Origin of the sequence: Mesorhizobium yinganensis (assembly GCF_040081985.1) — a bacterium.
GTDB classification, from domain to species: Bacteria; Pseudomonadota; Alphaproteobacteria; order Rhizobiales; family Rhizobiaceae; genus Kumtagia; species Kumtagia yinganensis.
The window spans coordinates 495,765-510,926 of sequence record NZ_JBEBMH010000003.1 but is presented as its reverse complement, the minus strand read 5'-3'; the positions used below and the strand labels follow the sequence as shown (position 1 = coordinate 510,926).

Annotated in this window: 9 protein-coding genes; 4 read left to right on the top strand and 5 right to left on the bottom strand. The window is 63.7% G+C overall.

Annotation, left to right across the window (positions count from 1 at the left end; translation table 11 throughout):
• Positions 1-116: 116 nt before the first annotated feature.
• The 4 genes from ABMA59_RS09515 to ABMA59_RS09500 all read left to right on the top strand — a co-directional run bounded on the left by ABMA59_RS09515 (position 117) and on the right by ABMA59_RS09500 (position 9,816).
• Positions 117-971, top strand: coding sequence for a hypothetical protein (locus ABMA59_RS09515; protein ID WP_349005094.1), 855 nt, complete (start codon positions 117-119; stop codon positions 969-971).
• A gap of 259 nt (positions 972-1,230) precedes the next feature.
• Positions 1,231-2,466 carry a dual-specificity RNA methyltransferase RlmN gene (rlmN, locus tag ABMA59_RS09510; protein WP_349005093.1) on the top strand — a complete coding sequence of 412 codons (1,236 nt, stop codon included), beginning with the start codon at positions 1,231-1,233 and terminating at the stop codon, positions 2,464-2,466.
• A 436-nt stretch (positions 2,467-2,902) separates the two neighbouring features.
• Complete coding sequence (locus ABMA59_RS09505; protein ID WP_349005092.1) at positions 2,903-4,195, top strand: AGE family epimerase/isomerase; 1,293 nt, start codon at positions 2,903-2,905, stop codon at positions 4,193-4,195.
• Between the two features lie 464 nt (positions 4,196-4,659).
• Positions 4,660-9,816: a beta strand repeat-containing protein gene (locus ABMA59_RS09500; RefSeq protein ID WP_349005091.1), complete on the top strand. Its 5,157-nt coding sequence runs from the start codon at positions 4,660-4,662 to the stop codon at positions 9,814-9,816.
• 105 nt (positions 9,817-9,921) lie between these two features.
• On the opposite strand, the gene ABMA59_RS09495 is transcribed toward ABMA59_RS09500, so the two are convergent.
• From ABMA59_RS09495 to ABMA59_RS09475, 5 genes are all read right to left on the bottom strand, one after another.
• On the bottom strand, positions 9,922-10,854 hold the full coding sequence (locus ABMA59_RS09495; protein ID WP_349005090.1) for a hypothetical protein: 933 nt from the start codon (positions 10,852-10,854) through the stop codon (positions 9,922-9,924).
• Between the two features lie 292 nt (positions 10,855-11,146).
• The gene (locus ABMA59_RS09490; RefSeq protein ID WP_349005089.1) at positions 11,147-12,823 is read right to left on the bottom strand and encodes a GMC family oxidoreductase; all 1,677 of its coding nucleotides are present in this window, start codon (positions 12,821-12,823) and stop codon (positions 11,147-11,149) included.
• Positions 12,824-12,826: 3 nt separating this feature from the next.
• Positions 12,827-13,552 (bottom strand): SDR family oxidoreductase, encoded by a 726-nt coding sequence (locus ABMA59_RS09485; protein WP_349005088.1) that lies wholly within the window; start codon positions 13,550-13,552, stop codon positions 12,827-12,829.
• A gap of 130 nt (positions 13,553-13,682) precedes the next feature.
• A complete protein-coding gene (locus tag ABMA59_RS09480; RefSeq protein ID WP_349005226.1) occupies positions 13,683-14,378 on the bottom strand; it encodes a ribulose-phosphate 3-epimerase in 696 nt (231 codons plus the stop codon).
• Positions 14,375-15,157 carry an alpha/beta fold hydrolase gene (locus tag ABMA59_RS09475; RefSeq protein WP_425475888.1) on the bottom strand — a complete coding sequence of 261 codons (783 nt, stop codon included), beginning with the start codon at positions 15,155-15,157 and terminating at the stop codon, positions 14,375-14,377. Before ABMA59_RS09475 ends, ABMA59_RS09480 begins: the two co-directional genes overlap by 4 nt.
• Positions 15,158-15,162 lie beyond the last annotated feature (5 nt).

The following is a 15,162-nucleotide window of genomic DNA, read 5'->3' as shown; positions in this document are numbered from 1 at the left end:
TTTTCCCGCGTTTTCAAAGGGTTGACGATCCCGGAAAAATTCGTCTCCGCCGCGATTTTCCCCACCCCTCCAGACCGGCATGAGAATGACGCAGGCTGTGCGGGAGAAAGTCGGCGGTGGACGACGGGAAGGCGGCAATAGATCAAAATTGGCAAGCGCTGAAGCGCGTCCTCGCCATGCTCGTCGCCATGGCCGAGCTTGGCGCTGGCGGACGGTTTGTTTTGTTTCCGCTGAAAAGCGCGGCCGCTTCGAGCCCCGTGCAAGCGGAAAAAAATAAACTGTCCCCGGCTTTTACCCTGCCCCGCCACCTCTACCGCGCTATCCTGAAACTGCTGCTTCCCGCCGAGGCGGTAGCGCGCCGGCTGATCATCGCGGCGGCGCGCGGCTTGGTGGTGACGTTGCCGCCGCTGCGTCCGCGCACGCCGCAACCCGCGGTCCGGCGAGGACCCCGCGCCTTCCTGCCGGTCGGGCCGAAGAGACCGCCAAAACCCGCCCCGCGCGCAAGCCTGCCGCTGTTCGATCCGATGCCGCGTCCGTTCCGGCCCTACCGCCCCCACGAGCCCGCCTTCGCCATCCCGCGCATTTCGGTACTCGGTTTCGACGCGCGCCTCAGCCCCTTGCCTCCGCCTCCCTCGCCCGACGATCCCATCGACGCCGAGCGTCTCGGCTTGCGCCTTCGGGCGCTGACTACGGCATTGGACGATCTGCCCGGCCAAGCCAAACGCTTCGCCCGCTGGAAGGCGCGGCGCGACGCGGTGCTCCTGCAAGAGCGGCAAGGCGGCTCGCAAGGCAAAGGGGCCGTCCGGTTCCGGCGCATCTCGCCGCTGCGGCATGGGCGCGCGCCCGGCGGCCGGCTGTCGCGCTACGACCCGACCGCCACCCGTCCCCGCAACGTCCGCGAGATCGACGAAATTCTGGCGCACGCTCACGCGCTGGCCGTCTATGCGCTCGAAACCCCAGATACGTCCTGACGGCGGGGCCGGAACGCTGAAAAATGGCAGGCATCGAAGGCCGCCGCGGATTTTTCCGCGGTCTGGCGGCGGTGCCGCTTGGCCGCCGACCAACGAACATCGACGGTACAGCCTATTGAGCCCGTCGCCCGTCTGGTCCGGACATCGCTCCAACCATTGCCGCGACGGAATTCGTCCGGGCCGTGACGCGGCCTGCTCTTCATGCTATGGCGCGGCGGATCGCTTTGAATTTTCGGCGGCATCCCCATATAGGCTTGCCATGACGCTTACCCTCGACCTCACCACGCCCGACCGGCGCGATGCCTTTCGCGCAAAACCTTCGCTCGCCGAAAAGCCGTCGCTGATCGGCCTGACCCGCGCCGAGATGGGCGAGGCGCTGGTCGCCTCCGGCATCGTGCCGGAGCGGCAGGCGAAGATGCGCGTGCAGCAGCTCTGGCACTGGCTTTATGTGCGCGGCGTCTCCGATTTTGCCGACATGTTTAACATCTCCAAGGATCTGCGCGCGGCCCTTGCCAAGCATTTTTCGATCGGACGCCCCGAGATCGTCGAGGAGCAGATCTCCTCCGACGGCACGCGAAAATGGCTGTTCCGGTTTCCCGCGCGAGGAGCAGGCAGACCCGTCGAAATAGAAACGGTCTACATTCCGGAAGAGGGGCGCGGCACACTGTGCATCTCGTCGCAAGTAGGCTGCACGCTCACCTGCTCCTTCTGCCACACCGGCACGCAAAAACTGGTGCGCAACCTGACGTCGGAGGAAATCCTCGCGCAGCTTCTGACCGCACGCGACCGGCTCGGCGATTTCCCCGACCGCGACACGCCGGACGGCGCCATCGTGCCGGCGGAGGGTCGAAAGGTCTCCAACATCGTGATGATGGGCATGGGCGAGCCGCTTTACAATTTCGAGGCCGTGAAGAAGGCGCTGCTCATTGCCTCGGACGGCGACGGCCTGTCGCTGTCGAAGCGCCGCATAACGCTGTCCACCTCCGGCGTCGTGCCCGAGATTGCGCGCACCGGCGCCGAGATCGGCGTGATGCTGGCGATCTCCCTGCACGCCACCAACGACGACCTTCGCGACCTCTTGGTGCCGATCAATAAGAATTTCCCGCTCAACGAGCTGATCGCCGCCTGCAAGGCCTATCCCGGCCTGTCGAACGCCAAGCGCATCACCTTCGAATATGTGATGCTGAAGGACGTCAACGATTCGCTCGACGACGCCAAGGCGCTGGTCAAGCTGCTGCGCGGCATCCCGGCCAAGATCAATCTGATCCCGTTCAACCCCTGGCCCGGCACCAACTACCAGTGCTCGGACTGGGAGACGATCGAAAGATTTGCCGACTACATAAACAATGCCGGCTACGCCTCGCCGATCCGCACGCCGCGCGGCCGCGACATCCTCGCCGCCTGCGGCCAGCTCAAGTCCGAATCCGAGCGGATGAAAAAGACCGAGCGGCTGGCGCTGGAGGCGATGATGATCGCCGGGCATGGCGAAGGGTAAGCGCAAGTGCCTCTTGGAGGCGGTTTCACAAGCCCTGTCCGGCCGATGAAATTCTAACTGATCTCCGACATCGGTCGGCTGATCGGCGCGTTGAAATCGAGATTGGCCAGGTCGCATCCGCGCTGGAAGTCGCCAACGTTTTTTCCATCCAAATGCGCCTCGGCGGCGTCGCGGGCCCTGAGCGCCTGGATCGGCGCTGAGGGAGACGGGGAGGTTCGCCAGGGTTGTGTCGCAACCTGACTCGAAGTGGACGATGAGGCGGACCCCCGCACATTGCCTTATGCCGAGCATGAACGATTCCCAGGCCTGGGTGTCTCGACCGTATCCAAGGCAAACGCCGGGATTTCGCTCCGGTGCGTTCGCGGTCGCTTCCAGCCAGCTCTGTCTTCCTCTAGAGACGGTCAGCGGCCTGGATTTCCGGGTGGGAGAAGAAGCAATGCCGAAGCCGGAAACTGCGGGGAACTGGGTCGGAAGCTCCGGGCCAAGGTTCGTTGAGCGCGCGGCGCATCGGCACTGGCTGCTTGGGCAGGCGCAGGACCTGTTGCGTTTCTTCAGCCGCAATCTGTTCGACCCGTCGGGCGGCTTCTTTCCGCTTGACGATTTCGGCCGCCCTCTTCCACCCAAGCCCGGCCACGCGGGGGCGGAACGGCAAATCCACGACACGACGCGCATGGTGCATTGCTATGCCATCGCGCACATGCTCGGCTTTCCCGGCGCCGACCGCGTCATCGACCACGGCATGGCCTTCCTGTGGAAACGCCACCGAGATCAACAGTCGGGCGGCTATTTCTGGGGCGTCGACGACGAGCGGCCCACCAACGCCACCAAGCAGGCCTATGGACACGGCTTCGTCCTGCTGGCCGCTTCGTCGGCGAAGGTCGTCGGGCACCCGGATGCGGACCGGCTTCTGGCCGATATCACCGAAGTCCTGAATACGCGCTTCTGGGACAAGACCGTCGGCGCGACGACCGAGGAATATGCCGCCGACTGGCAGCCCCTCGGTGACTATCGGGGCCAGAATTCCAACATGCATCTGACCGAGGCGACGATGGCCGCTTTCGAGGCGACCGGCGACCGGACCTATCTCGACATGGCCGAAAGCATCGCTTCGCTGATCATCGGCCGTCACGCACGCGAGCAGGGCTGGCGCGTCGCCGAACATTTCGACGGCAAGTGGCAGGTCGACCGCAACTACGTCGGCGACCCGATGTTCCGCCCGCAAGGCACGACGCCCGGACATGCGCTGGAATGGAGCCGCCTGCTGATCCAGCTCTGGGAACTCGGCGGCCGCGAGCAAGGCTGGATGAAGGAGGCGGCGAAGCAGCTCTTCCTGACCACAACGGCAATAGGCTGGGACAGCAAGACCGGCGGCTTTTATTACACGCTCGGCTGGGACAACCGGCCGGACCAGTCGGACCGCTTCTGGTGGCCGTGCGCGGAAGGTATTGGCGCGGCGGCCGTGCTGGGGTCCGTTGACGAGGACCCAAGATTCGAGGAGTGGTATCGCCGCATCTGGGGTTTCGTAACCGATCATTTCATCGATCACGAACGCGGCGGCTGGTATCCGGAGCTGAACGGCGAGCTGAAGCCGATCAGCCGCGTTTTCGTCGGCAAACCCGATCTCTACCATGCCTTCCAGGCCTGTTTGATCCCGCTCGTCCCGGCGAACGGCAGCGTCACCCGCGGCCTGCGGGGAAATGGATCAGTGACTTTGCTTGGCGGACGCTGAGGCCAGCGCGCTGGTGCAAAGCGCGACCAGTGCCCCGGCCTGCTGACCGCCGCGCCGGCGCTCTCAAGCAAAGGTAGGCCATACTTCTGCTGATAGCACGCCATCCGCGCTGGTGGTCCGGCTCAACTCGGCCTTCACCCACCCACCGGCACCCGCCGCGGTACCGTTGAAGCAGGTGACCAAGCTATCGAAGACCAGTCAAGTCCACCCGTCCCGTGAACCTCAGCTCCGGCGACCCTTTGCCGTTTAGCCGCGGAATAGCCCGATCAGAGACCGAAACTTCCCCTGCGTTCACAAGTCCGTGTCGTGGAATTTCCAGTCGCGCGCCTGGAAAAGACAAAGAATTCCACGGCATTCCAGCCGGCCGCGGTATCCGGCACCGTCCTTCTCGAATACCACCTAAGGTTGGCCCCGCGTGCATCGATGAACACGCGGTGCGTTTGCACGCGTGATGAGGACCAACCATGCCGATTGATCTGACCGATATCGTCAACGGCGACGGCAGCCGAGGCTTCGTTCTTCGCGGCAACACGAAACTCGACCAGTCGGGCTCCTCCATATCTTCGGCCGGCGATGTGAACGGGGACGGTTTCGATGACGTGATCGTCGGGGCGCCCTTCGCCGGCTTGGCTGATGTCGGCACGAGTTATGTGGTGTTCGGCAAGGCGGGCGGTTTCGCGGCCACCCTCGATCTCGGAGCCATTGCCACGGGCGACGGCACGCAGGGCTTCGCCATCCTTGGCGAGGATGTCGCCGACGGGGCCGGCTATTCGGTTTCCTCGGCCGGTGACTTGAACGGCGACGGCTACGGCGACCTTATCGTCGGGGCGCCCGCCGGAAACGGTGCGATCAATGGCACCCCGGCGGGCGCCTTCAGCTATGTGATCTTCGGCAAAGGCTCAGGCTTCGACAAAAGCATTGATCTGGCCGCCATCACGAAAGGCAACGGCAGCCAGGGGTTTACGCTCGGAGGAGACGCCACGACCAGTTTGGGCCCGTCGGTCTCGTTGGCCGGGGACGTCAATGGCGACGGCTTCGACGACGTGATCGTGGGCTTCCCGCAGGAAAGGGCAGCCGGGGTCGGCGTCAGCTATGTGGTGTTCGGCAAAGCCGGCGGATTCGGGCCGACCTTTCTTCTCGACTCCATGTCCGCCGGCAGCGGTGTCAACGGCTTTGCCATCAAAGGCGAACAGGCGGGGGACCAGTCCGGCTTCTCCGTCGCATCGGCGGGGGACGTCAACGGCGACGGCTTCGATGACCTGATCGTTGGAGCAAGGTTGGGCGACGGCCCAGGTGACAGCCGTGACGCAGCCGGTGACAGCTATGTGGTGTTCGGCAAGGCGGGCGGATTTGGCGGCACGCTCGATCTCGCCGATATCGCCAAGGGTGACGGCAGCAAAGGCTTCGTCCTGCGGGGCGAGACGGCCGGCGACCATTCCGGCTTTTCCGTCGCGTCCGCGGGGGACGTGAACGGCGACGGCATCGACGACCTGATCGTCGGCGCCAAGGATGGCGACGGCCCGGCGGACGGCCGTGCAAATGCCGGCGACAGCTATGTGGTGTTCGGCAGGCAGGGCGGATTCGCGGCCACCTTCGATCTTGCCGCCATCACAGCCGGCGACGGCAGCCTCGGCTTCGTGCTTCACGGCGCACAGGCGGACGACGGGTCCGGCCTTTCGGTGTCCTCGGCGGGAGACGTCAATGGCGACGGCATCGACGACCTGATCGTCGGGGCGGCCCAAGTCGACGGCCCGGCCGGAGCGCGTGAAAATTCCGGCGCCGCCTATGTGGTGTTCGGCAAGGCGGGCGCCTTCGACGCACCCCTCGATCTTGCTGACATCGCCGCCGGCGATGGCAGCAAGGGCTTCATTATCTACGGCCGGAACATCCTGGACGGAGCAGGCTCTTCGGTGTCCTCGGCCGGAGACGTCAACGGTGACGGATTCGATGACCTGATGGTTGGCGCTCCCTCGGCGGCAGTCGGGGCGGGCGAGACCTATGTCATCTTCGGTTCCGCGACGATCGGGGGCTCGACCAGCCAACTTACCCAGCCGGCCGGCGGCGACGCAGCCGACACGCTCGCGGGCACCGCTGGCGCGGATGTGCTGGTCGGCGGCCGAGACGGCGACACGCTTTCGGGCGGCGGCGGAGCCGATTCGCTGCGCGGCGGCGAAGGCGACGATACACTGATCATCAACGACGCAAACTTTGTCCATCTCGATGGCGGCAACGGCTCGGATACGCTTGTGCTTGCCGGCGCGATGACGCTGGTCGACAGCAATTTCCGCCGGGTCTCCGACATGGAGGGGATCGCGCTGGGCGCGCAGGCCGTCAACCTGACGCTCGGCCGCAGCGCATCGCAGGCTTTCGGCGGCGTTGCGTCGACCGGTTTCGGCGTGACGATCGATACGACCGCGAGCAGTTCGAATGCCGCCCAGGTCATCAACGCCGCCGCGTTCAATCATGGCCTCACCGTCGACTTCTCCAAGAACACCGTGGGCGTCAGTGTTGGCGGTGGACTGCGCGCCGACCAGCTAACGGGCGGCAGCGGCGACGACGTGCTGGACGGCGGCGGCGGCGCCGATAAGCTGATCGGCGGCGCCGGCAACGACACCTACTACGTCACCACCGGCGACGTCGTGACCGAAGCGGTGGGCGGCGGCAGTGACCGCGTCGCGGTGCAGTCCGACTTCGTGCTCAGCGGCGGCCAGGAGGTCGAACTCCTCACGACGACCAACTCCAATGCCGCCCGTTCCATCGACATCAGGGGCAACGAATTGGCCCAGACCATCGTCGGCAACGAAGGCAATAACTGGCTGCACGATGGCGGCGTAGGAGGAGCCGACACGCTGCGGGGCGGCGGCGGCAACGACTATTATACGGTGTACAATTCCGACGCGGTGATCATCGAGTCCAAAGGACAGGGCGACTACGACCGTCTCGCCGCCGGCGTCGACTATGAGCTGGCAAAAGGGGTGGAGATCGAATCGATTCGCACCACCAACCAGTATGCAACCTATAGCATCGACCTGACCGGCAACGAGTTCGGCCAGGAGATCGTCGGTAACGACGGCGTCAACCGGATCGACGGCAAGGGCGGCGCGGATACGATAGAGGGAGGCCTGGGCGCCGATACGCTGCATGGCGGTTCTGGCAACGACACGATTTATGGCGGCTATGGCGGAAGGGCGGCCGCTTACCCGGTGAGCGCGAAGGGCAGCGGCAACGTCACGAGACCTACCGGTAATCTCGACACCCTGGACGTCAGCAAAGCATTCAACCTGGCTGCCAATCCGGACGTCGTCGATTCAACCTACACACCGCACGTCACCATCAATGCGAGGGGCGACGACAATCCTCATCTGTACAGGGTCGATCTGACGGCCGGAGCAGTGCTGACCCTGGACATCGATGCCACGACCGGCGGGCTGAACACCAGAATCTCCCTTCTCACGAGCAATCTCGATCTGCTTGCCAGCAACGACGACAGCGGTTTCATGGTCCCCGACAGCGGATCGACGGGCGATCTCGACTCCTTTCTCACCTATACCGTCACGACCGGTGGCACGTATTACATCGCGGTCCTGGGCAAGGACACGCCGGCCTGGCCGGGTCAGAACTACCAGTTGCACATCTCCGCGGCCGGCATCCGGCCGGTCGAATCCGACAATGACAGTCTCTATGGCGACAGCGGCGACGATACCCTGTGGGGCGGCGGCGGCGATGACCTGCTGGACGGCGGAGCCGGCGCCGACACGATGCATGGCGGAACCGGGAACGACATGTTCATCGTCGACAATGCCGGCGATGTCGTGATCGAAGCCGCCGGCGAAGGCACGGCCGATCGTGTATCCGCGCGGGCAAGCTATGCGCTGCAGGCCGGCACCGAGATCGAGTTGCTGACGACCACGTCGTTCGCGGGCACTGCTGCCATCAATCTCACCGGCAACGAGTTCGCGCAGTCCATCGTCGGCAATGCCGGGGCCAATATCCTGAGTGGCGGCGGCGGCAACGACATACTGAACGGCGGCGGCGGCAACGATACGCTTTACGGCGGTGAAGGCGACGACACCATCGCCGGCGGCGACGGCAACGACACGCTGGACGGCGGCGGCGGCACCGACACGATGCGTGGCGGCGATGGTGACGACGTCTTTTTCGTCGATGCGGGCGACGTGGTATTCGAAGCGAGTGGCGGCGGCGACGACCGGGTGTCGACGCGGACCGACTTCACGCTGGCCGCCGGGCAGGAAATCGAAGTCCTGACGACAGCCGACCCCGATGGCACGGGTGCCATCGCCCTCACCGGCAATGAGTTTGCCCAGACCATCATCGGCAATGACGGCGGCAACAGGCTGGATGACGGCGGCGCGAAAGGCATCGACACACTGGTCGGCAAAGGCGGCAACGACTTTTACACGATCCACAATTCGTCCGCGGTGATCGTCGAGGCCAAGGGGCAAGGCTACGACCGTGTGTCCACCAGTGTCGACTATGTGCTGGCGCAAGGCGTCGAGGTCGAGTCGCTGCGCACCACCAGCCAAAGTGCAACCTACAATCGCGACCTGACCGGCAACGAGTTCGGCCAGGAGATCATCGGCAACAACGGCGTCAACCGGATCGACGGCAAGGGTGGCAACGATACGATAGAAGGCGCCCTGGGCAACGACACGCTGCATGGCGGCGCTGGCAACGACACGATTTACGGCGAGCTTGCGCCCGCTTGGGTCGTAGGGCTTGGCAGCGGCAGCATTGCCAAGCCGCCAGGCAGCAACACGATAGACCTCGACAACGCGTTCAGCCTCGCGGCCGATCCGGACATCGTCGATTCCGAGACAGTTCCGCATGTGACGGTCAGCGCGGCGGGCAACGGGCAATATCACTGGTATCGGGTCTACTTGTCCGACCGGGCAACGTTGACCCTGGATATCGACAAAACCACCGGTGGTCTGGACAGCGGCATCTGGCTTTACAATGACCGCCTTGATGTGATCGCCAGCAATAACGACAGCCTGCCCACGCAGGGTGCAGGCGGCTCGGCCAGCACGCTCGATTCTTTTCTCACCCACACCGTGGATCGCGGCGGCGTCTACACCATCATAGTCGCCCAGGGCGACGGGCTGTCGCCGATCCCGCTGGGTCAGGACTATCAGTTGCATGTCTCCGCGGCGGAAATCCCGCCGGCCGGAATCGAGCTGAGCAACGACACGCTGTTTGGCGACAGCGGCAACGACACGCTTTTTGGCGGCGGCGGCGATGATGTGCTGGACGGAGGAGCCGACGCCGACATGCTACGAGGCGGCGGCGGCAAGGATGTCTTTGTGTTTTCCACCGCCTTGGGCGCCGGCAACGTCGACACGATCCTGGACTTCAACGTGGCCGACGACACGATAAGGCTCGACCACACCATCTTTACCGCGCTCGCGGTCGGTGCGCTCGACGCATCCGCCTTCAAGGACAATGTCCTGGCGCCGATAGATGCCGACGACCGCATCCTCTACAATTCCGACACCGGGTCGCTGTTCTACTATGCGGACGGGCTCGGCGGAGCCGCCGAGGTGAAGTTCGCGTCGCTGTTGCCCGGCCTGACCCTCACTGCCGCGGATTTTCTAGTGATCTAGATATTCTGTGAGCCACGACACCGATTGAGCGGCCACCCCAACGAGCAACGTAACGTGGAGGCTTCTGATTATCAGAGACTTTCGCGTACACCGCTTTTGCGCGGCCTACTCGCCGACGCTGCCGGGAAATCTTAACCAGGCTTGGTCCAGTGCATCGACCAGGGGGTGATATTCGGCGTCCGCGACCTGATCGAGGCCGCTCCTTTCCGCAAAGAATGCATCGAATCTCCGATCAACCGTGGCAACGTCGGAGATTGGCAGGCCTAGCGAAACGAGGTCCTCCGCGATCGAGCCTTTTATCGGCAGATATGCCTCAGCCGTTCTGAGCCGCGGGATCGAGGCCGGCAGTCTCACCATCGCGATGCGGGTAACGGAAGGCTGCGCCGAAGGTCCGATGATGGTGGCGCCGCACATGAGCCCTACCAGGACGCTCACCAGTGGGGTGGGCGGCATCAAGAAATAGACGAAATGTGCATCGCCTGCCGGGGCGCGGAGGTCGAGATGAATCGCCCGCTTTTCGATCGAAACGGGACCTTCGAGATGCAGTCGCCCGGTTGGCAACGCCTCGGCGTAGCTTGCCTTCAATCTTTTGGCGCTCGACCCCATCCCGATCGACAGTTCTCCCCGGATTTTCCGGCCCCTGAAGTAGGGCGACCAGGCGTGGGAATAACACGCATACGTTCCAGCGAGTTCAGGTCCCCGGTCCGGACGCGCAGCGTGGCCGTTCGGAGCCTCCGTTTTCTGCCTCAACTCGTTGGCGTCGCGGTTGTGGCGAAGGGCGACGACTTCTATGAACGCCTCCGCATCCACCTCGGCTATCCAACTGCCTGCCTCCCGCAGATCGAGCACCTTGGCCCAATCGTCGTAGATTTGAACCTGTCGCGGGCTGGCGCGACCCTGCATCCATTTGTGGGCGCGATCGATGTCGAAGGCTGTCGCCGGATTAATGTGCCGGAAGGCTGCCCCGAGATCCTTCATCGTAACGGTACCCAGGACGATGGCCGTCACCCGCAGCTTCCGGTCGATATGTTTCGCCACGAGGTACCTCGCCTGTTACAATTTCCAGGTGCATCTTCCTGGAAATGACGAGAATTCCAAGTCGCGCGAGCGATGTTGAATAGTTTTTGTTTCGCGGCGGGACGATTGCCGGTCGCTCCTGGTTTTGCGTAGGACGTCAATCGAATTGAAGCTTTGCGGCAAAGAACCAATAAAAACTTGCCTTGACCGTGGGCGAAATGGCCGATGCGTGGCCCGCGGCACTATTGAGTGCACGCTCAAGCTTTGGCAATGAAGCGGCTGGCCACTGTGTATCAGGCCTTTCATTGAAACCTTACTCGCGCTTGATCAGGTCGGCGCCTTTCTCGGCAAGGCAATAAGTGGCGGCGACTGTATTGGCGGAGACGATCGTTGGCATGATCGAGGCGTCGATCACCCGAAGGCCGTGAATGCCGTGCACGCGGAGCGTCGCCGGATCCACCACCGCTTGCGGTCCCTGGCCCATGGCACAAGTGCCTACAGGATGGAACAGCGTGCCGACGGTTTGGCGGATGAACGCATCGAGCGCGCCATCGCTCTCGGCCTCCGGCCCCGGATCGACCTCGGCGTCGAGATGCGGCTCGAAGGGTCTTTGCGCCATGATCTTCCGCGCCAGTCGGATGCCATTGCGCAACACGTCCATAGTGCTTTCGCCCCGGAAAAAATTGTAAAGGATCGACGGTCGATCGTCGGGATCGGCGCTTTTCAGCGCTACGCGCCCGATGCTGCCCGGCCTGAGCTGGCAGACATGCATGAGAAAACCGTGGCCGGTAAATCCCGAAGCCGCTTGAGTGTTGGCCCGGCCGGTGCAGAAGAACAATTGGATGTCTGGCCTGTCGCTATTTGGATCGGTAGAGATGAAGCCGCCGCCCTCGCCTGTGGTCGACGAGAACAGCCCGCGCTTACGGAAAATCCAGTCGAGCACGTGTAGCACGTTGCGCGGAAATGCCTTCCACGAGATACCATAGGGTGCGGTCGACCTCGCACGGTATTCCAGTGTTACATCGAGATGGTCCTGCAGATTCTCGCCCACCCCCGGCAGGTCATGCACCAGCGGAATGCCGTGTCTCGCCAGCTCGACCGCCTTGCCGACGCCCGACAGCATCAGCAGTTGCGGAGAAACGAAGGCGCCGGCAGCCAGGATTGTTTCCCGCGCCGTGATGGTGCCTGTCTCGCCGCCACGCTTCCATGAGATCCCAGTCGCCGTCTGGCCTTCGAACAGCACTTTGGTGACTTGAGTATCCGGCATGATCGTCAGATTCGGTCGATGGCGAACCGGGTCGAGGTAGGCGCCCTCGGCCGTGACGCGCTGTCCGTTCTTCTGCGTAAAAGTGTAGAGACCGACGCCATTTTGGCGCGCGCCGTTGAAATCCGGATTGAGTTCGTAGCCGGCAAGTTGCGCGGCTTCGAGATAGGCATTCGCCATCGGGTTTACGCTGCGCAGCGGCGCAATGTTGAGCGGCCCGTCAATGCCGTGGAAGGCTGGGTCGATTTGTTCCGAAAGTGGGCGCTTACCGAAGCGTATGTGACCGCCCGAGCGTGGCGTAGCCAGAAGTTCGAAACGCTCCAACTTCCGGAAATAGGGCAGCAGGTCATCGTAGCCCCAGCCGACACAGCCGAGGTCTCGCCAGCCGTCGAAATCCTCGCGCTGGCCGCGCATAAAAATCTGGCCGTTGACATTGCTGCTGCCGCCGGTGCCCTTGCCGCGCGGCAGAGCGATCGATCGGCCCTGCAGCCCAGGCTCAGGCTCAGTCTCGAACCACGACATGAATTTTGGCCCGCCGAGAAAGGCCAGGGCTGGTGCCATGAACGTCACCATGGCAAGAGGAATGCGCACGATCGCCTTGCGCGCGTTGCGGTCCGGCCCCGCCTCGACCAATGCGACGCGAACTGCCGGATCTTCCGTTAGCCGGCTAGCGAGTACGCATCCGGCCGGGCCTGCGCCGACGATGAGATAGTCAAACGGCTCCAAGCCTCAGATGTCCTGGTTCTGCGGCAGGATGACCAGATCACGGATGGTGACGTTGGCCGGTCGCGTCAGCATGTAGAGGATGGCGTCTGCGACATCTTCCGAACGCAGGCCCTCGCGGCTTTCGACCTTGGCCTCGATTGCCGCCGGGTCCGTGTAGCCCCACAGTTCGTTGAGAACGACGCCTGGCGCGATAGCACCGACGCGGATGTTGTGCGGGGCGACCTGGCGGCGCAGGCCGTGGATGAAGGACTGGATGGCATGCTTGGAGGCTGAATAAACGGGCTCCCACTGCAGCGCCTGATGTCCCGAAATCGACGAGGTGACCAGGATATGGCCGGCCTTGCGTTCGATCATGCCCGGCAGCACGGCATGGACCAGCCGGAAGACGCTGTTGACGTTGATCGACAGCAACTCGTCCCAAGCGTCCGGATTGCCGTCGACCACGTCGCCCGGAATGTAGAGCCCGGCGTTGGGCAGAAGGATATCGATCCGGCCGAAGCGGTCTAGCGTTTCCTTGACGACCCGGTCGACTTCCCCGCGCTTCGTCAAATCGGCGGCCAACGGCAGCGCAGTCTCTTTGCCGATTTGCGCGGCCACCGCATCGAGGCGTTCCGCGGATCGGCCGACCAAGGCCAGCTTTGTGCCTTGAGCCGCGAGCGCCTTCGCCGTCGCCCGTCCGATTCCGGAACTCGCGCCCGTGACAAGCACTACTTTGCCGGACAGTCCCATGATTTTTCTCCTCCCAGACGATGTTTGCTGCGATCGTTCACCAGACGCTAGGGCCGATCCTTCGGTTCATCAAGAATAAAATTTGCTCGCGTAAACTTTTGTAGTGACTGTCACAACCTCGGGAGAGCGGTCAAAGTGCGCGCAGCCAGCGAATGCGGGCCGGCAGATCCTCCGCCCCGAAGGCGAGCGACCCCATGACAACGGTTTGCGCACCCGCCTTCCGCAGCGGCGGCACCGTATTCTCGCGGATGCCGCCGTCGGCAGCGAGAACGATCTGCCGGCCGGCGTCGACGATGAAACGGCCTGCTTCTCGCAGGCGCTTGGTGGCGGTCGGATCGAGTCCCTGCCCCTTCACACCGATCGCCGTGCCAAGCAGCGTCAGGAAATCGACGCAATCAAGGAAAGGCCGCGCTGCCGCGACGGGTGTCTCCACACGCAGCACCACACCGGAGGCGATGCCGCGATCCCTGATGAGGGCCACCGCCTCGCCGGCATTGCCGTTCTCGGCATGGACGCTGATCAGGTCGGCGCCCGCCTCGGCGAACTGCTCGACCTGACTGAGCAGAACCGCATCGGCGACCATCAGATGGACGTGGATCGGCAGGTCGGACGCCTTGCGTATACGCTCCACGAGATCGGGAAAGAACAAAAGCGCCGGCGCGAAATGGCCGTCCGCGACGTCGATGTGGAGCACGTCGGCATGGCCCTCTATGCGCTTCAGGTCGGCGGCGAGATGGATCAGGTCGGCCGACCACATGGAGAACTCGGCGAGCAGTCGGTCGCGCGGCAGGTCGGCGAGCCAGGTTTTTTGGCTGGGCATGGTCAGAAATCCTTGAGGAAGGCGCCGAGCTCGGCATGGAAATCGGCGAGATAGGCCGGCTTGTCGACACCCTTGGGAGTAAGGGTTTTGAGCACCGCGCCTGGGATCACCCGAGCCAGCCGCTCGGCGTGCGAGACCGGATGAATGAAGTCCTGGCCGGTCGCCAGTACGAGCGCAGGCACGGCAAGCTCCATCAGGTCTGCCTCCGTAATGCCCGGCCCGTCGGCGGAGATGTTCGTCAGCAGCGACGATGTCACGGCGATCGGCTCACGGTTGAAGAAGCCGAGCAGCGAAGTGAGATTGTCGGGCGCCTCTCGGGCAAGCACCGCATATGCCTCGCTGGCTTCGAATTTTCTTCGCGCCTCAGCCGGCGGCAATCTCGCTAGAAGTTCGCCGACTTCCAAGTTTGGCTTCATGTTCAGCGGCGCCGCTTCCACAACCCAGGCGGGCCGCGCCAGAACCAGGCCTCGAACCAAATCCGGGCGACGGACCGCAAGACGGCTCGATATCGCCGACCCCATAGAGATGCCGCCAAGCACGACTGGCCCGAGGCCGAGTTGTTCGATGAAGGCGACGATATCGTCTGCGAATGTTCCGATGGAAAAGTCTTCACCGGCCTGCGAGGCGCCATGGCCACGACACTCCAGAGTGATCAGCCGAAAAGCCGGATCGTCCGGAAAAGCCTCCGCCGTTTGCCTCGCATCGCCGCAGAGTCCGTGCTGGAAAACGACCGGCAAACCGTAGCCGCCGGAATCGTATGCGGCGAGCCTCAGCCTGTCGCGCATGAAAT

Excerpts from the sequence above, each read along its gene's own strand:
- ABMA59_RS09500 (WP_349005091.1), top strand. The coding sequence starts at position 4,660 with ATGCCGATTGATCTGACCGATATCGTCAACGGCGACGGCAGCCGAGGC.
- ABMA59_RS09505 (WP_349005092.1), top strand. The coding sequence starts at position 2,903 with ATGCCGAAGCCGGAAACTGCGGGGAACTGGGTCGGAAGCTCCGGGCCA.
- rlmN (WP_349005093.1), top strand. The coding sequence starts at position 1,231 with ATGACGCTTACCCTCGACCTCACCACGCCCGACCGGCGCGATGCCTTT.
- ABMA59_RS09475 (WP_425475888.1), bottom strand. The coding sequence starts at position 15,157 with ATGCGCGACAGGCTGAGGCTCGCCGCATACGATTCCGGCGGCTACGGT.
- ABMA59_RS09485 (WP_349005088.1), bottom strand. The coding sequence starts at position 13,552 with ATGGGACTGTCCGGCAAAGTAGTGCTTGTCACGGGCGCGAGTTCCGGA.